15 protein-coding genes are annotated in these 17,224 nt (G+C 72.7%); 10 read left to right on the plus strand and 5 right to left on the minus strand.

What is annotated here, in order from left to right; genetic code table 11:
- Positions 1-57: 57 nt before the first annotated feature.
- Positions 58-4,923, minus strand: a complete 4,866-nt coding sequence (locus EIW28_RS04055) for an NAD-glutamate dehydrogenase (protein WP_125246401.1) — start codon at positions 4,921-4,923, stop codon at positions 58-60.
- Between the two features lie 212 nt (positions 4,924-5,135).
- Between EIW28_RS04055 and EIW28_RS04060 the strand changes: the two genes are divergently transcribed.
- From EIW28_RS04060 to EIW28_RS04090, 7 genes are all read left to right on the plus strand, one after another.
- Entirely contained in the window at positions 5,136-5,750 is a 615-nt protein-coding gene (locus EIW28_RS04060) for a DUF4178 domain-containing protein (protein WP_125246402.1), read from the plus strand.
- A gap of 52 nt (positions 5,751-5,802) precedes the next feature.
- Positions 5,803-6,297: a DUF2617 family protein gene (locus EIW28_RS04065; protein ID WP_158630280.1), complete on the plus strand. Its 495-nt coding sequence runs from the start codon at positions 5,803-5,805 to the stop codon at positions 6,295-6,297.
- A 32-nt stretch (positions 6,298-6,329) separates the two neighbouring features.
- Positions 6,330-6,797 (plus strand): DUF4247 domain-containing protein, encoded by a 468-nt coding sequence (locus EIW28_RS04070; protein ID WP_125246404.1) that lies wholly within the window; start codon positions 6,330-6,332, stop codon positions 6,795-6,797.
- A 61-nt stretch (positions 6,798-6,858) separates the two neighbouring features.
- A complete protein-coding gene (locus EIW28_RS04075) occupies positions 6,859-7,296 on the plus strand; it encodes a DUF350 domain-containing protein (protein ID WP_125246405.1) in 438 nt (145 codons plus the stop codon).
- Between the two features lie 10 nt (positions 7,297-7,306).
- Positions 7,307-8,884, plus strand: coding sequence for a polyamine aminopropyltransferase (locus EIW28_RS04080; RefSeq protein WP_125246406.1), 1,578 nt, complete (start codon positions 7,307-7,309; stop codon positions 8,882-8,884).
- Between the two features lie 61 nt (positions 8,885-8,945).
- Positions 8,946-9,377, plus strand: a complete 432-nt coding sequence (locus tag EIW28_RS04085; protein ID WP_125246407.1) for a DUF1129 domain-containing protein — start codon at positions 8,946-8,948, stop codon at positions 9,375-9,377.
- 61 nt (positions 9,378-9,438) lie between these two features.
- Complete coding sequence (locus EIW28_RS04090) at positions 9,439-10,212, plus strand: RICIN domain-containing protein (protein WP_125246408.1); 774 nt, start codon at positions 9,439-9,441, stop codon at positions 10,210-10,212.
- Positions 10,213-10,221: 9 nt separating this feature from the next.
- Here EIW28_RS04090 and EIW28_RS04095 read toward each other — a convergent pair whose 3' ends face one another.
- Positions 10,222-11,574: a serine/threonine-protein kinase gene (locus EIW28_RS04095; protein WP_125246409.1), complete on the minus strand. Its 1,353-nt coding sequence runs from the start codon at positions 11,572-11,574 to the stop codon at positions 10,222-10,224.
- Between the two features lie 114 nt (positions 11,575-11,688).
- On the opposite strand from EIW28_RS04095, the gene EIW28_RS04100 reads away from it, so the two are divergent.
- On the plus strand, positions 11,689-12,132 hold the full coding sequence (locus tag EIW28_RS04100) for a hypothetical protein (RefSeq protein WP_125246410.1): 444 nt from the start codon (positions 11,689-11,691) through the stop codon (positions 12,130-12,132).
- A 40-nt stretch (positions 12,133-12,172) separates the two neighbouring features.
- Positions 12,173-12,742 (plus strand): dihydrofolate reductase family protein, encoded by a 570-nt coding sequence (locus tag EIW28_RS04105; RefSeq protein WP_125246411.1) that lies wholly within the window; start codon positions 12,173-12,175, stop codon positions 12,740-12,742.
- A 54-nt stretch (positions 12,743-12,796) separates the two neighbouring features.
- Here EIW28_RS04105 and EIW28_RS04110 read toward each other — a convergent pair whose 3' ends face one another.
- On the minus strand, positions 12,797-14,341 hold the full coding sequence (locus EIW28_RS04110) for an MDR family MFS transporter (protein WP_125246726.1): 1,545 nt from the start codon (positions 14,339-14,341) through the stop codon (positions 12,797-12,799).
- 191 nt (positions 14,342-14,532) lie between these two features.
- On the opposite strand from EIW28_RS04110, the gene EIW28_RS04115 reads away from it, so the two are divergent.
- Positions 14,533-15,129, plus strand: coding sequence for a TetR/AcrR family transcriptional regulator (locus EIW28_RS04115; protein ID WP_158630281.1), 597 nt, complete (start codon positions 14,533-14,535; stop codon positions 15,127-15,129).
- Between the two features lie 257 nt (positions 15,130-15,386).
- Here the strand turns inward: EIW28_RS04115 and EIW28_RS04120 are convergent, their stop codons facing one another.
- Positions 15,387-16,034, minus strand: a complete 648-nt coding sequence (locus EIW28_RS04120; RefSeq protein WP_125246413.1) for a hypothetical protein — start codon at positions 16,032-16,034, stop codon at positions 15,387-15,389.
- 205 nt (positions 16,035-16,239) lie between these two features.
- Positions 16,240-17,199: a hypothetical protein gene (locus EIW28_RS04125; RefSeq protein ID WP_125246414.1), complete on the minus strand. Its 960-nt coding sequence runs from the start codon at positions 17,197-17,199 to the stop codon at positions 16,240-16,242.
- Positions 17,200-17,224 lie beyond the last annotated feature (25 nt).

A 17,224-nucleotide genomic window follows, 5' to 3' on the forward strand; every position in this document is an offset into this window, starting at 1 on the left:
TCCTCCGAGCCCACATTATCCACGGGGTCCCCACCCGCCACCGGCGCGTGTGAGCGGTCAATCCCCGTCGGTCTCCACGAGCCCGCGGATCTGCCGCAGCGAGACCGACAGGACGGCGAGCTTCTCGTCGGAGCGCTCGGCCTCCTCGGTCGCCTCGTGGATCCGCGCGATCTCGGCGGCGTTGCGCTCGGCCCACGAGTCGACGGCCTCAGCCGGGTCGGTGCCCGGTTTCGCTTGCAGCACACTGGAGGTCAGGCCGTGCATGGCGCCGTACAGGTCGTAGCGCAGGGCCGACCGGGCGAGGGTCTGCCAGCGGTTCGTGCGCGGCAGGGCCGAGATCTGGTTGAGGATCTCGTCCAGGTGCACCCGCGCGGCGATCCCGTAGTAGACCTTCGCGGTCGTCTCCAGGTCGGTCTCCAGCAGCCGCGCGCACTCCACGACGTCGACCAGGCCGAACCCGAAGATGGGCGCGGAGGCGTCGCGGGCGATCTCGGCGGGCATGCCCTGGTCCTCGAGCTGGTCCACGAACTCCTCGAACCCGACGGCCTCGGAGTCGGTGAGCAGCACCGGGAGCATCGGCTGGAGCACCGCCAGGCCCGGGCGCAGCCGCTCGGTCTCGGCGGTGACGTCGAGCTGCCCGCGCCGGTGCTGCACGAGCCAGCGCACGCCGCGGTCGAGGAGTCGCCGGATCACGAGCATGGCCGCGACCTGGGACTCCTGCGGGACCTGGTTGTCGAGGGCCTCGATGCGCCGCCACAGGGCCGGCAGGCCGAAGGCGTCGCGGATGATGACGTACGCGCGGATGACGTCCACGACGTCGGCGCCGGTCTCGTCGGCGATGCGGAACAGGAACGTGGTGCCGCCGCGGTTGACGGCCTCGCCGACGACCGCGGTGGTGACGATCTCGCGGTGGAGCGGGTGCTCGGCCATGAGGTCGGCGTACGGTTCGCGCAGCGGCGCCGGGAAGTACTCGCGCAGCACCGGCGCGGTCCAGTCCTCGGTCGGCAGGTCGGAGTCGAGGACGGCGCGCTTGGCCCAGATCTTCACGTACGAGAGCAGGACCGAGAGCTCGGGCTCGGTGAGGCCGCCGCCCGCGGCGGAGCGCTCCTTGAGCTGCTTGTCGCTGGGCAGGCCCTCGATCTCGCGATCGAGGCCGACGGTCTTCTCCAGGTGCTTCATCAGTCTGATGTGGACGGGGAGCAGGCGCCGGTTGAGGCGGATCGCGTTGGCCAGGGCCATGTTCTGGCCGTAGTTGTCGGCCAGCACCGCGTCGGCGACGGCGTCGGCCATGTCCATGAACAGCTTGTCGCGCCCGGCCGGGTCGCAGCGGCCGGTGAGCGTCGCCGAGCGCAGCAGGATCTTGATGTTGACCTCGTGGTCGGAGGTGTCGACGCCCGCGGAGTTGTCGATGAAGTCGGTGTTCATGCGCCCGCCGAGCCGCTCGGGGCCGCCGGACTGGGCGTACTCGATGCGGCCGAGCTGCGTGAAGCCGAGGTTGCCGCCCTCGCCGACGACGCGGCAGCGCAGGTCCTCGCCGTTGACGCGGACCGGGTCGTTCGACTTGTCGCCCGCGTCGGCGTCGCTCTGCGCGGACGACTTCACGTACGTGCCGATGCCGCCGTTCCACAGCAGGTCGACCGGGGCGGTGAGGATCGCGCGGATGAGCTCGGGCGGGGTGAGGTCCTTGACGTCGGCGTCGATGCCGAGCACGGCCCGCACCTCCTCGGAGACCGGGATCGACTTCGCGGCCCGCTCCCACACGCCGCCGCCCGCGGAGATGAGCGAGCGGTCGTAGTCGGCCCACGTCGAGCGCGGCAGGTCGAACAGGCGGCGCCGCTCCGCGAACGACGCGGAGGCGTCCGGGTCGGGGTCGATGAAGATGTGCATGTGGTTGAACGCGGCCACGAGCCGGATGTGCTCGGAGAGGAGCATGCCGTTGCCGAACACGTCGCCGGACATGTCGCCGATGCCGACGACGGTGAAGTCCTGCGTCTGCGTGTCCAGGCCCTCGGCGCGGAAGTGGCGCTTGACGGACTCCCAGGCGCCGCGCGCGGTGATGCCCATCTTCTTGTGGTCGTAGCCGACCGAGCCGCCGGAGGCGAACGCGTCGCCGAGCCAGAACCCGTACTCGGCGGCGACGGCGTTGGCGACGTCGGAGAACGTCGCGGTGCCCTTGTCGGCGGCGACGACGAGGTACGGGTCGTCGCCGTCGTGGCGGACCACGTTCGGGGGCGGGACGACGGTGTTGTCGGCGTCGCGGTTGTCGGTGATGTCGAGGAGCGCGGAGATGAACTCGCGGTAGCGGGCGACGCCCTCGGCCTGGAACGCGGCCCGGTCGGCGAAGCCGTCCTTCTTGAGCACGAACCCGCCCTTGGCGCCCACCGGCGTGATGACGGTGTTCTTGACCTCCTGGGCCTTGACGAGGCCGAGGATCTCGGTGCGGAAGTCCTCGCGCCGGTCGGACCAGCGCAGGCCCCCGCGCGCGACCTTGCCGTAGCGCATGTGGACGCCCTCGAAGTTCGGGGAGTACACGAACACCTCGAACATGGGGCGGGGCTTGGGCAGGAAGTCGATCGCGCGGGCGTCGAACTTGAACGCCACGTACTCCTTCGGGCGGCCGGAGCGGCCGCGCTGGAAGTACGAGGTGCGCAGCGTGGAGCGGATGAGCGTCAGGAACGCGCGCAGGATGCGGTCGGCGTCGAGGCTGGGGACGGCCGCGAGGCCCTCGGCGAGGGCGTCGTCGATGCGGGCCACGGCCGCCTCGCGGTCGGCGCCCACGCGCGGGTCGAAGCGGGCCTCGAAGAGCCGCACCAGGTTCCCGGCGATCTCGGGGTAGGCGCCGAGGGTCGCGGCGATGAAGTCCTGCGAGAACACGAATCCGCACTGGCGCAGGTACTTCGCGAGCGCGCGCAGGACGACGACCTGCCGCCAGGTGAGGCCGGCGTGGATGACGAGCTCGTTGAGCCGGTCGGACTCGGCCTCGCCGGACCAGGCGGCGCGGAACGCGTTCTCGAAGCGGATGCGCAGCTGCGGCACCGACTCGGCGGCCTCGCCGGGCAGTTCGAGTCCGAAGTCGTGCAGGTGGATCGTGCCGTCGGCGCGCTTGATGTGGTACGGGCGCTCCTCGGCGACGCGGACGCCGAGGTCGCGCAGGACCGGGAGCGCCTCGGAGAGGCCCACGGGCTGGTCGAAGGCGTACAGCTTGAAGTGGACGTTCGCGTCGTCGCCGCCGCGGCGGAACAGCTGGAGCTCCATGTCGCCGGGTTCGCGGAGCAGTTCGAGCTTCGCGATGTCCTTGGCGGCGTCGATGGGCGTGTGCTCGGCCTTGTACGCGGGCGGGTACGCGTTCGTGTACGTCTTGTAGAGGGTGCGGGCCTGGCCCTCGCCGACGTGGTGGTCGAGCTGGAGGGCGAGGTCGGCGTCCCAGGAGCGGGTGGCGTCGGCGAGCTCGGCCTGGATGGACTCGACGTCGACCGGCGGGTGGTCGGCGAACGGGTCGATGCGCACCACGAAGTGGAGGCGGGCGAGCACGGACTCGGTGACGCGCGCGTCGTAGTCGACGGCCTTGCCGTGGAGGCGGCGGCGCAGGATCGACTCGATCTTGATCCGGTTCTCGGTGTTGTACCGGTCCCGGGGCAGGTAGACGAGGCAGGAGTAGAAGCGGCCGTACACGTCGCGGCGCGCGAACAGGCGCAGGCGGCGGCGTCCGGCCAGGCGCAGCACGCCCATCGCGGTGGAGTACAGGTCGTCGGTGCGGGCCTGGAACAGCTCGTCGCGCGGGTAGGTCTCGAGGGCGGTGACGAGGTCCTTCCCGGAGTGGGAGGACAGGGTCACGCCCGAGCGTTCGAGCACGTCGGCGACCTTGCGTTTGACGACGGGCAGGTCGGTGACGCTGGAGAGGTAGGCCGCGGAGGTGAACAGGCCGAGGAAGCGCAGCTCGCCGTCGGGTTCGCCGGCCTCGTTGAACGTCTTCACGCCGATGTAGTCCATGAAGGACGTGCGGTGGACGGTGGAGCGCGCGTTCGACTTGGTGATGACCAGGAGCCGCTTGGTGCCGATCTGGGAGCGGGCGTCGGCGTTGAACGTCGTCAGCGGCCGCGGCGCGGCGGGGGCCTTGCGCAGCAGACCCAGGCCGGTCTCGGCGAGCGGCGTGAGCGCCTGGGCGTCGCCCTCGCCGGTCAGCCGGTACTGGCGGAAGCCGAGGAACGTGAACTTGTCGTCGGCGAGCCAGCGCAGGAGCTCGACGGTGTCGTCGATGTCCTTGGGCGGCACGGGGAGCGGGATGGTGCCCTCGGCGCCGGAGGCGGCGCGGTCGAGGTCCTCGGCGATCTCGAGGGCCTTGCCGCGCATGGCCTGCCAGTCGGCGACGCAGGCGGCGACGTCGGCGAGGACGACCTCGATCTCGGCTTCGAGGCGCCGCACGTCCTCGGCGTCGGCGAGGCGCTGGACCTCGATGTGCATCCAGGACTCGGCGCGGCCGCCGGGGGCGGGGGCCTCCTGGAGGGTCCCGTCCTCGTCGCGGCGGACCGGGACGATCGGGTGGACGAACACGGCGATGTCGATGCCGTGCCGGTTGAACAGGCCCGTGAGCGAGTCGACCAGGAACGGGGAGTCGTCGCAGACGAGGTCGACGCGCGTGGAGGAGGCGGCGTCGGGGCCCTCGGCGTCGTCGGGGCAGTCGATCTCCAGGCAGACCTGGCCCGGGGCGCGGGTCTCGGCCATGCGGCGGTGATGGGCGGTGGTCTCGAGCAGCTGCTGCGCGGAGCGGCCGACGAGGTCGTCGTCGGACACCAGGCTCCAGTACAGCTCGACCAGCCGGGCCAGGGATTCGTCGGATCCGGCCAGTCGGGCCGCCTCGGTCAGCAGTTCCTCCCGGTCGGGGAGGGTCTCGCGGAACTCTTCGTCTCCGATGAACGCCAACACGTCTCGATACTCCAGTCCGAATCACGTTCGACCCACATCATTGTGAGTCGTTTCCAGGCTAGATCCTAGGGTTCGCAGACGACGGCGGGGTTACACCAGAGTTGCCGACGCGACCGGAGTGACCGCCGTCTCCGCACCGGCCGTACCCCAGGCGGTGCCACGCTGGCGGTAGAGTGACGTCAAGGAAACACCCCACAACAGAAGGCACCGCCATGTACCTCGCCATCGCCCTCGTGATCGTCGCCGCGGCCGTCCTCGGCTGGTGGCTGTGGCGCAGCAACGCGCGCAAGCAGGAGGAGGAGCGGCGCGCCGCCGCGCCCGGCCCGGTCGACCCGTTCGCCGACGCCGACACCGACGTCCTCCGCGGCGACCCCCGCCGCCTCAAGGCCGCCGACCTGGTGGAGCTGTACGGCAAGACGCTCGCCGTGCGCGGCAGCCTGCGCCTCTCCGAAGGCGACTACCACTGGTCCGAGCACTTCCTCGACACCGGGACCGGCGTGCGCCGGTGGCTGTCGGTCGAGGCCGACCCCGACCTCGAGGTCGTCCTGTGGGAGGAGGTCGCCGGCTCCGACCTCCAGCCGGGCCCGCGCGAGCTGAGCCACGAGGGCGTCTCGTACCGCTCCGACGAGAAGGGCACCGCCCGCTACACCTCCGAGGCCACCACCGGGCTCGCCCCGACCGGCACCGTGAAGTACCACGACTACGCCGGCCCCGACGGCCAGAAGCTCTCCTTCGAGCGCTTCGGCGAGGACGGCAAGTGGGAGTTGGCGAAGGGCCTTACCCTGGACCGCAACCAGATCACCATCTACCACCAGAGCGAGGCCTGACCCCCCTGGCCCGCCCGATCCCCCGGAGCCCATCCTGATAGCGCACATCGAGGTGCCGTTCGCCGACGTCTCGGCCGCCTCGCTCACCTTCCGCCCCGACGCGCCCCCGATGCCGGTCCTCGACCGCATGGACCGCGACGCCGGGCCCCTGCGGCTGTCCCTGCGCCTCCTCGGCGCCAGCCACCAGGCCGTGGTCGCCACCCCCGACGGGTTCATCGCCGAGACCCTCGCCTACCGCACGAACCTCGGCCCCGACCTGCCCGAGACGTTCAGCCAGCGCGTCGGTGCCTGGCGGCACCGCTACGAGTGCACCGTCGAAACGCTCCCGGTCCCCGAGCTGCGCCGGCGCGTGCGGGCCCTGCGCGACCGGGCCGTGCAGCGCACCGCCGAGCCCGACCTCCTCGTCGGCCTGTTCGGCGGCGACCCCGACGCGCTCACGGCCCTGGAGGTCACCGGCACCGACCCCCTGTCGTGGCGGACGGTCCACACCTACCCGCAGTACGGCGAGGTCGTGACCACCAGCAGTCGCGTCGAACCCGTAAGCTGACCCGAACCCCGAGAGACCACCGAGGACCGCCGATGACCAACGGACAGCAGCAGCACCCCCCGACCCCCGCGTCACGCGGCATGAACTGGAAGCACTGGACGGCGATCATCGTCGTGCTGGCGCTGTGTTGCGGCGGGGTGTTCCTGATGAACTCCAACTTCAACAACCCCACCGGCACGATCCGCGACCACTACGACCGGGCCGCGCACCTCGACGAGGGCGGCGGCCGGGCGTACACCTCGAGCCTGTCGCCCGCGACCGTGGCCGACCAGATCGACGACGACGCCGAGGCGCGCGAGGAGCGCTCGAACGGCGGCGTCTACTACCTCCAGTACTCCAAGCACATCGTGGCCGTCTCCCCCTACCAGGGCGGGTCGAAGATCCTCCTGCACGACTACCGGTCCGGCTACAACCACTACTCGTCGGTGTTCATCCTGTGGGGCTGGTCCTCCTCGCCCCCGTCGCCGTTCCGGGGCGGCGGCCCCGGCTCCGGCAAGTGACCCCCGCCGCCCGACCCGCAGACCCGAAGCCCAGCCAGAACTCTGAAAGGCACAGCCTCCAATGATCGAAGAGCTCAGCCGCGACGTCCTCGACCCCCTCATCGGCGCCGTCGCGTACAGCGTCGTGGGCATCGTCCTCATGGTGCTCGGCTACCTCGTCACCGACTGGCTCACCCCCGGGAAGCTCGGCGAGCTGATCTGGACTCAACGGAACAAGAACGCGGCGATCCTGCTGACCTCCAACGTCATCGGCGTCGGCCTGATCGTCGTCGGCGCGATCTGGGCCTCCGAGGGCGGCGTCGTCCGCGGCGTGGTCTCCACGTTCGTGTACGGCGTGATCGGCCTGGGCGCCATGGCGGTCGCGTTCCTCATCCTCGACCTGCTCACCCCCGGGAAGCTCGGCGACATCCTCACCGAGGACGAGCTCCAGCCCGCGGTGTGGGTCAACGCCTCGATGCACGTCGCCCTCGGCGGCGTCATCGCCATGGCGCTGTCGTAAGCCGGCGGTCGTGACGGCCGACGCCGCCCCTCAGACGACGTTGAGCGCGCGCCGGGTCCGCCTGGCGCGCTTCGGCCTGCTCGCCACCGCGTTCGCGGTCTCGGCGTGCGGCCTCGTGTACGAGCTGGCGCTCATCACCCTGGGCGCCTACCTGGTCGGGAACACCGCGAAGCAGGCGTCGATCGTCCTGGCGATCATGGTGTTCGCGATGGGCCTGGGCGCCCTGGCGGCCAAGCCGCTGCGGCGCTGGCCCGCGCTGGCGTTCGCGGCCGTCGAGCTCGCCCTGGCGCTCCTGGGCGGGTTCAGCGTGATGCTGCTGTACGCGGCGTTCGCGTGGACCGACCTGTACTCGCTGCCGCTGGTCGCGGTCGCGGCCGCCATCGGCCTGCTCATCGGCGCGGAGATCCCGCTGCTCATGGAGCTGCTCCAGCGCATCCGCGAGCAGGCCGCGGGCGCGGCGGTCGCCGACCTGAACGCCGCGGACTACCTGGGCGGGCTCATCGGCGGGCTCGCGTTCCCGTTCGTGCTGCTGCCGTTCTTCGGCCAGATCCAGGGGGCGCTCATCGTCGGCGCGGTGAACGCCGTCGCGGGCGTGCTCCTGGTGTTCGTGCTGTTCCGCCGCGACCTCTCGAAGCTCGCGAGGCAGCTGCTGGCCGTCGTGTCGGCCGCGACCGCGCTCCTGCTCGTGGCCGCGTTCGCGTACACCGCGAAGTTCGAGACCGATGCGCGCCAGGCGCTGTACTCGGCGCCGATCGTGTACACCGAGGACACCCAGTACCAGCAGATCGTCATGACCGAGTCGGCGTCCCCGTTCGGCGAGCAGGACCTGCGCCTGTACCTGAACGGCGACCTCCAGTTCTCCTCAGTGGACGAATACCGGTACCACGAGGCGCTCGTGCACCCGGCCCTGGCCGGCCCGCGCCGGGACGTGCTCGTCCTCGGCGGCGGCGACGGGCTCGCCGTCCGCGAGATCCTCCGCTACGGCGACGTCGAGACGGTGACGCTGGTCGACCTCGACGGCGCCGTCACCGACCTCGCCCGGAACTTCGACGACCTCGTGGCGCTCAACGGCGACGCCCTGGACGACCCGAGGGTCACCGTCGTCAACGAGGACGCGTTCACGTGGCTGCGGCAGCAGACCGGCACCTGGGACGCGATCGTCGTCGACATGCCCGACCCGGACGCCACCGAGACCGCGAAGCTGTACTCGACCGAGTTCTACGCCCTCGCCGGCGACCGCCTGGCCGAGGGCGGCCGCATGGTCGTCCAGGGCGGCTCCCCGTACTTCGCGCCCAAGACGTACTGGACGATCGACGCGACCCTGGAGGACGCCGGCTACGACGCGACCCCCTACTGGGTGTCCGTGCCGTCCTTCGGCGACTGGGGCTACCTGCTCGTGCAGGCCGGCGGCGAGGCCCCCGTCCTCGGCCTCGACGCCGCCGCGGGGCCCTTCCGGTCCCTCACGCCCGAACTCCTCGACGCGGCCCAGGTGTTCCCGCCCGACCGCGCCGACCGCGACATGCCGCCCTCCACGCTCATGCACCCGGTCATCCTCGACCTCGTCGAATCCGAGTGGCAGCACTACTGAGGCGGGACCGCGCTCGCTATCCTGAAGGCGCCCCGCCCCTTCGCCCCTCACAGGAGCCGCGATGCCCTCCGCCGAAGGCCCCGCCGTCATCCGCGTCGGCTACTCCCGCAAGGCGTCCGCGCTCCTGCTCGGCATGGGCGCGGTGCTCGTGGCGTGCGCGGCCGTCTCGGTGTTCACGCCGTTCATCCCCGTGCTCGTCCCCATCGGACTCACCGGCCTGGCGCTGTTCGGCGGCGGCCTGCGCTCGTACTTCCGGCCCCGGTACCTGTACCGGCCCGACACCGGGACCCTCACGGTCTTCATGGCCTTCGGCGCCGGCAAGGAGGGCGCGGCGGGCCCGAAGGGCGAGCGCGTCTGGACCGACGGCCGCCGGATCTACCGCGAACTGCCCGACGGGGAGCGCCACCGCGTCAGCCTCACCGGCACCGACCGCGCCGACGCCGCCCGCCTCATCCGGGCCCTGCCCAGACGGCCCTCCATCACCGAGGGCTGAGACCCGGCCCGGGTAGGATGACGACGCTCATGCCACGAATCATCCCCCCGAGGACGGCACAGTGGAGACTGAGAACACCGGGCGCGGCGCGGACCCGGACGGGCCGCGAGTCCTGACCCGCAGGTCCGTCGCGTCCGCGGCGGCCGTGGCGCTGGCGCTCGCCGCCGCGGTCGCCTCCAAGGCGCTGTCGGACGGCGACCCCGCCGCCGACGCCGACTCGGCCGCGTTCGCCGACTTCTACGCCGACTCCGCGAACGGCGCCGAACCGTCCGCGGAGGAGACGGCGACGGCCGCCGGCGGCGGCGAGGAGAGCGCCGAGGCGTCCACGGCCGCGGCGGAACCGGACGGGGAGTCGCCGTCCGAGACCGGCGAGTCCGAAGCGGCGCAGACGGTTTCGGCGCTGCCGGGCACCGGCGTCTACCGGGCCCGCCAGGAGGCCAGCGGCCTGTGCATGACGTGGGGCGACGAGCCGGGCGGCGACGGGCGCAGCGTCATGGTCCTCGGCGACTGCGGGAGCACCGAACCGGAGCTCACGTGGGTCGAGGACGGCGACCGGTACGCGGTCGAGATGGCGTTCGAGGACTGGACGCCGTGCATGACCGCCGACGACGGGGGCACCGAGGACGGGAAGCTCGTCGGCTTCGACGGCTGCGACGGCCTCGCCGCCCAGACGTGGGAGCTCGTCCCGGTCGGCGACGCCTACCAGCTGCGCACCGCCGCGAGCGGCACGCTGTGCCTGAGCGTCCTCAAGAGCGCGGCGGCCGAGTCCGGCGACGCGGTGGCCCTCCAGGACTGCGACGCCGGCGACGCGAAGCAGCGCTGGACGCTCCTGTAGGGACCGTCCTCACTGCTCCTGGTAGCAGATGAAGTAGTAGATCCGGTCGGTCTCGGGGTTCCACTCCCGCTCCTCCCGGATCGCCGAGTCCGTCCAGTGGTAGTCGAAGTCGACCACCTCGGGGCCGCACGCCTGCCAGGCCGCGTCGTAGTGGTCGGCCTGCGCCGGGTTCGGGTCCTCGGGGTCGGTGACGATGCGGTACACGCGCTTCGCCGCGGCCGCCGAGTCGCAGGCGACGACCACGTAGTGCTCGGCCTCGGTCAGGCACTCCCCCACCTGCGGGGCGCGCTCGGCCTGGTCGTCGCCGGTCACCGGCGCGAACGACGGCGCCACCGAGCCCTCGGCGACGCCGTCCCCGGAGACTCCGCCGCGGTCGCCGAACGCGAGGTACGACAGGGCGCCGCCGATGGCGAGCCCGGCCGCCAGGCCCGCGGCCGCGAAGGCCCGGCCGCGGCCGCGGGCCTGCGGCGTCTTCTCCGGGGCCGCGGCCCGCTCGACCGCCGCGGTGAACGCCGCGGCGAGCTCCCCGCACGTGCGGTAGCGCTGGGCCGGAACGGGGTTCATGGCCTTCGCCGCGATCGCGTCGAACGCCGCCGGCAGGTCGGCGCGGACCGCGGCGATCCGCGGCACCTCGCCGCGGCGCTGCAACTCGGGCACGGCCATGTCGTCGGCCTCGTCGAAGGGCCGCTTCCCGGTGAGGCAGTGGTACAGGACGGCGCCGAGCGAGTACACGTCCCCGGCCCGGCCGAGCGGGCCCTCGGACGAGGACTTGGCGGCGCTGTAGACCTCGGGCGCGGTGTACCGGCGGGTGCCGATCGAGTCCCCGGCGCGGGTGAGGTCCTCGCCCGCGTCGTGCTTCGCGACCCCGAAGTCGCTCAGGTACACGTGGTCGCCGGCGCCGAAGAGGATGTTGGCGGGCTTGACGTCCCGGTGGACGACCCCGCGGTCGTGGGCGAAGTCGAGCGCGGCCGCGACCTGGGCGAGCACCCGCGCGGCCGCGGCGGGCTCGAGCGCGCCGCGCCGCAAGCGCGCCTTCAGGTCCGCTTCGGCGCGCGGCATCGCGAAGTAGAGCAGGCGCTCGTCCTCGCGCGAGGCGGCGACGACGGACATGATGTGCGGGTGCTCGAGGCGGGCCATGAGCTCGATCTCGCGCAGGAACCGCTTGCGGTAGCCGGGGACCGCGGCCAGGTAGCCGGCCATGATCTTGACGGCGACCCGGCGGCCGTGCAGGCCGGTGTCGGCGGCGGCGTAGACCCGGCTCATCGCCGTCGAGCCGAGCGGCTCCGGTTCGAGCCGGTATCCGGGCAGGAGGGTCTGGAGCTGGTCTGCTGCAAGGAAGTCGCAATCGGTGGTGTCGTCCATCGTGCTTCGCTCGGGAGTCCGGGGTGGCGGTCTGCCGCCACCGTCAAGGGTCCCATATCGGGGCCCTTCGCCGCAGACGCCCCGCGAGTGGCCGGGGCCGGGTACGATCCGGCCGTGCACCCCAGTGACGCGCCCGGCCACCGGGTCCAGGTCCGCCGCAGGCCGGTCTTCCCCGCGATCGTCGTCGGCTCGTCCGTCTTCACCGCCGCCGGCGGGGCCGCGCTCGTGTTCGGCCTCGGGAACCCCGGCGGGATCGGGTTCCTCGTCTTCAGCGCGCTCACCGCGCTCATCGGCGTCCTCGAGTTCGCGAAGCCGTACTGCGTGTACGACCCGGCCCGCGGCGAGCTGCGCTTCCCCGACCTGTTCGGCGTCAAGGACCGCGTGCACGGCGCCCCGGCCGGCGAGCACCTCTACTTCGACGGCCGCACCGTGGTGCGCGCCCTTCCGAACGGCGCGCGGATCGCCGTGAAGACCTGGCCGGGCCGGGCCGAGGACGTCGCCCGCATGACCGCGCTCATGCCGCGGCACCCCGGCGCACCGATGAATCCCGGGCGCTGAAGCGGTCTGCACAGGAGGACGACCACCCGAGGAGGGCACCATGACCGCCACGTACACCTTCGACGTCTTCTCCAGCCTCGACGGCTACGGCGCCGCCGGCGGCGACTGGACCGGGTACTGGGGCAAGCAGGGCCCCGAACTCCTCCGGCGCCGCCTCGACCTCTACACCGAGGACCAGCGGCTGGTCCTAGGCGCCAACACGTTCCGGAGCACCGTCGGCCTGTTCGCGGACGAGGACTCGGACGTGGGCGACGCCTGGGCGCAGCGCTTCCGCGAACTCCCGCTCACCGTCGTGTCCTCCACGCTCCGGGACACGCTCGGCTGGCCGGACGCCGAGATCGTCCCCGGCGACGCCGTCGAGACGGTGGCGCGGCTCAAGGAGACCTCGCCGGTGCCGCTGCGCTCGCACGGCAGCCTCTCGCTCAACCGGTCCCTGCTCGCCGCGGGCCTGGTCGACCGCATCCAGATCACGGTCTTCCCCGTCATCACCGGCCGCACCGGCCTCGACCCGGTCCTCAAGGTCCCCGCCGACTTCGACCTCGAACTCCTCGAGGCCCACACCCTCGACGGCCGCACTCAGGAGCTCACCTACCGCCCGACGCTCCACTAGCGACGGAGAACCGGGCCCGGGCGGGTGCGGTGCCCGGGCCCGGGGCCTCCGGACCTACCTGGCGCCCAGCACCGTCTCCTCGCCGACCGCGATCTCCTCGACGAGGTCGACGGTCTCGCGCAGGCGCACCGGCGTCAGGAACAGGGTCGCGACGAACCCGGCGGCCGCGATGCACGCGGAGATGAGGAACAGGTGCCCGGTCGCGTCGCCGTACGAGGCGCGCACGATCGCGGCCACCGGCTCCGGCATCGCGTCCAGGTCGAGACCGGAGCTCGAACCGCCCGCGGCCGCCGCGTCGATCCCGATGGCGGCCAAGCCGTCCCGGATCCTGTCCGCCACCTGGTTCGCGAGCACCGCGCCCAGCACCGAGACGCCGATCGTGCCGCCCAGCGAGCGGAAGAACGTGATCGCGCCCGAGGCCGCGCCGAGCTCGCGCAGCGGCACCGAGTTCTGCACCACGAGCACCAGGTTCTGCATCGACATGCCGACGCCCGTGCCGACCGCGAACATGCCCGCGCCCATGAACACCAGGGACGTCTCGTGGTCGATCGTCGCGAGCATCGCGAACCCGGCCGTCAGGACCAGCGTCCCCGCGATGATGTACGGCTTCACGCTCCCCGACTTCGACACCATGCGGCCCGCGACCGCCGAGGCGACCAGGACGCCGAGCATCATCGGGATCGTCAGCAGGCCCGCCTCCGTCGGCGAGAACCCGCGCGAGACCTGGAAGTACTGGCCGAGGAACACCGAGCCGCCGAACATCGCCATGCCCACCGCGAGGCTCGCGACCGTCGCCAGCGCCGGGTCGCGGCGCTTGAGCACGTGCAGCGGGACCACCGGCTCGCCCACGCGGGTCTCCACGACCGCCGCCGCGACCAGGATCGCGACCGCGCCGCCGGCCATCGCGAGGGTCTGCCAGGAGATCCACGCGAAGTCGTCGCCGACGAACGTGACCCACAGGAGCAGCAGGCTGACGCCGGCCGCGATGAGGACCGCGCCGAGGTAGTCGACCTTCGTGTCGGCCTTGCGGACCTCGTCGAGGTGGAGCGTGCGCGAGAGCATCGCGGAGGCGACCACGGTGATCGGGACGGCGAGGAAGAAGCACCACTGCCAGCCGAGCCAGTCGGCGTCGGTGATCGCGCCGCCCAGGAGCGGGCCGCCGACGGTGGAGACGGCCATGACGCCGCCGAGGTAGCCGTTGTAGCGTCCGCGCTCCTTCGGGCTCACCATCGCGCCGATGACGACCTGCACGAGGACCTGGACGGCGCCCATGCCGAGGCCCTGGACCGCGCGGAGCGCGATGAGCTGCTCGGTGTTCTGCACCAGGCCGCACGCGAGCGAGGCGGCCCCGAAGACGGCGATGGCGATCTGGAGCAGGCGCTTCTTGTCGAACAGGTCGGCGAGCTTGCCCCACACCGGGGTCGAGGCGGTGCTGGCGAGGAGGGTGGCGGTGACGACCCACGTGTACTGGGACTGGCTGCCGCCCAGGTCGCCCACGATCCGCGGGAGGGCGACGGAGACGACGGTCGAGGAGACCATCGCGGCGAACAGGACCATGAGGAGGCCGGAGAGGGCGCGCAGGACCTCCCGGTGGGTCATGGGGGCCTGCGGCGGAGCGTCGGGTGCGGCGGTCAAGTGACGCCTCCTAGTGTGTGCGGAGGAGGCCGCGCAGCGGCGCCGCGGCCTGGTTCGTGGTGGTTTCCGAGCGGGACGCGGGGTTAGTGAACGGCGCGTCTCTTATTTCACGCTAGCATCGAGTGAACGCAGCGTTCACTATTGAGAGGACCGTGGTGACCGAATCCACACCGGGCCGCCGGCGCGGCGACGACCTGGAACGCGCGATCTTCGAGGCCGCGCTCGCCGAGCTCGCCGAGGTCGGCTACGCGAACCTGCGCATGGAGGCCGTCGCGGCCCGCGCCAAGGCGGGCAAGGCGTCCCTGTACAAGCGCTGGCCGGACCGGGCGCGACTGGTCCAGGCCGCGGCGCGGTACAAGGCCACGGAGGTCGAGCCGGAGTTCGAACCGAGCGGGGACCTCCGCGGCGACCTGCGGAAGGTCATGGCGCACATCGCGGCCCAGCAGGCGACGCCGTTCGGCGAGGCGATCCGCGGCTGGATCGGCGAGCTGCGCGGCACTCCGAGCGAGGTGGCCGACGAGCTGCGCACCCGGATCGAGCACCCGCGCATCCGGATCTTCGCGAAGATCTTCGAGGACGGCGTCGCCCGCGGCACGGTGCGGCCCGAGGCGCTGCACCCGCGCGTGGTGAACCTGGCCCCGGCGCTGCTCACGCACCACTTCCTGACGCGGGCCGAGCCAGCGGACGACGCGGCCGTCGACGAGATCCTGGACTTGGTCGTGCTGCCGCTGATCAGCACCGGAGCGGCCTGAGAACCGGGCGGCGGGCCACGCTGGCCGCGCAGTGCCGGGGAAGCGGGACAGTACGTGGTGCCGGGGAGACGGGCGGGCACGCGGTGCTGGGGAGGCGGGCCGAGCGGGGCGACGCCGAGGAAGCGGGCTGGCGCGCGGTGCCGGGGAGGCGGGCCGGCGCGCGGTGCCCGGGAGGCGGACCGAGCGGGGCGACGCCGGGGAGTCAGGCCGGCGCGCGGTGCTGGGGAGGCGAGCCGAACTGCGCGATGCCGGCGGGTCTAGGCGATCGCGGCCGCGGCGGCGCGCAGCGCCGCCAGCTCCTCCGGCGTGGACTCGCGGACGACGGCGGCGATCTCGCAGATGAACGCCCGCCGCTCGGGCGGGTACGCGGCGGCCACCGCCGCGGGGTCCTGGGCCAGCGCCTTGTAGATCTCCTCGCCGTTGGCGTAGAACAGGTCCACGAGCACCAGGCCGCCGTCGCCGCGCCGCATGACGTTCCCGGGGTTCCGGTCGAGCCCGCCCCAGAACGGCACCGAGCGGGCCGCCTCGGCGTCCAGCCGCTCGGCCTCCTCGCGCAGCGCCGCGACCGGGTCCCCGGGTGCGGCGGCGTCCCACCGCACGGTCACGGCCGAGCGCTCCTCCCGCGAGGCGGGCATGAGCGACTCCATGACGGTGACGCGGCCGCCGCCGCGCAGTTCGGCGTCGAAGTCGACGCGCGGAAGCATCGGATGGCCCTTGAGCCGGTCGCACAGCGCGATGAAGACCCCGTAGCCGGGCTCGAACGCGCACACCCGCGCCACGACCCGCCCGTCCGGCGAGCGCCACACGTAGGCCCAGTCGCCGATCCCGCAGACGCCCCAGCCCGCGGCGGCCAGCCGTCCGGCGGCCTCGCGATGGTTCAGGCCCTCGAACTCCTCGAACTCCACGCCGTGGAGCATAGGCGGCGAACCGTGCTGCCCGACAGCCGTTTTCCGGCCGTGGGAAGCGGCGCGGACGGATGTCCGCCGGCCGCGGGGGCTCGTCAGGGTCAGGGGACCGGCTCGGCCTACGCGACCGGGCGCCGTTCGACGATCCGGTTCCGGCCACGGGAAGCGGCGCGGTCGGACGTCCGCCGCGGGCGGCCTGTCGGGCTCAGGGGACCGGCTCGACCTGCGCGACCGGGCGTCGTTCGACGATCCGCAGCAGGCCCGCCAGCGCGAGCGCGAGCCCGGCGAGGACCGACACGAGCTGCATCAGGTTGCCCGCCGCCGACAGCCCATGCGCCAGCGTCGGCCCGGAGAGGACGACCACCACCTGGTAGAGCCCCCAGCCGAACAGGCTCCCCGAGCCCGCCCACGCCAGCACCACCGCCCGCCCGAACGGCAGCCGCCCAGTGGGGCGCTGCATCCCCACCGCGCCGATCGCGGCCGCGAGCGCCATCGCAGCGGCGATCGCGAGGTGGGTCCGCTGCGACACCTCCCATCCCGGCTCGTAGGGACCGAAGGGGCCCGCCTCCCCGAACAGCCAGACCGTGTACCCGACCGCGACGGCCACCGCCGCGCCGGCGCCTCCGCGCACGAGCACGGTCTGCACCTCGCGGGTGGCGCCGTCGTCCGGCGGCGCCGCGCGGAACGCGTGGCTCCAACGCGCTCGCGCGTACGACAGGAACGCGACCGCGAGGAAGACTCCCTGGAGTGCGAACGACGCGCCGACGACCGCGTACACCCACGGCTCGACCAGTCCGCCCTCCAACCTCATCGCCTGCCCTCCGCTGGCCGCCCACACGATGCCGCCCGCGGCCGCTTGGAGCGCGGCGGGGACGAGCAGGCCGGTCCCGACCCACAAGGGGGCGAGCAGCAGCCAAGCGGGCACCCGCATCCCCCAGCGCTGCGTCAGCGCCGCCGCGAGCACCACCACGAGCGCGTCCATGCCGAGCGTGATCGCGTTGGCGTACACGAACTCCTCGCCGGCGGCCGGAGAACCGGCCGGCACGCCGACGAGATTCCCCGAGAGCCACAGGACCTTGAGCACCAGATAGGGCACGGTCGCGGCGACGGCGCCGAGCCCGGCCGCTACGCGCAGCGTCCGCTGCGCCGGAGGCGAATCGATCATCCCGCCATCGTGTCGCCCCGAGAAC

The sequence above is a fragment of the Glycomyces terrestris genome (assembly GCF_003933745.1).
GTDB lineage: Bacteria > Actinomycetota > Actinomycetes > Mycobacteriales > Micromonosporaceae > Glycomyces > Glycomyces terrestris.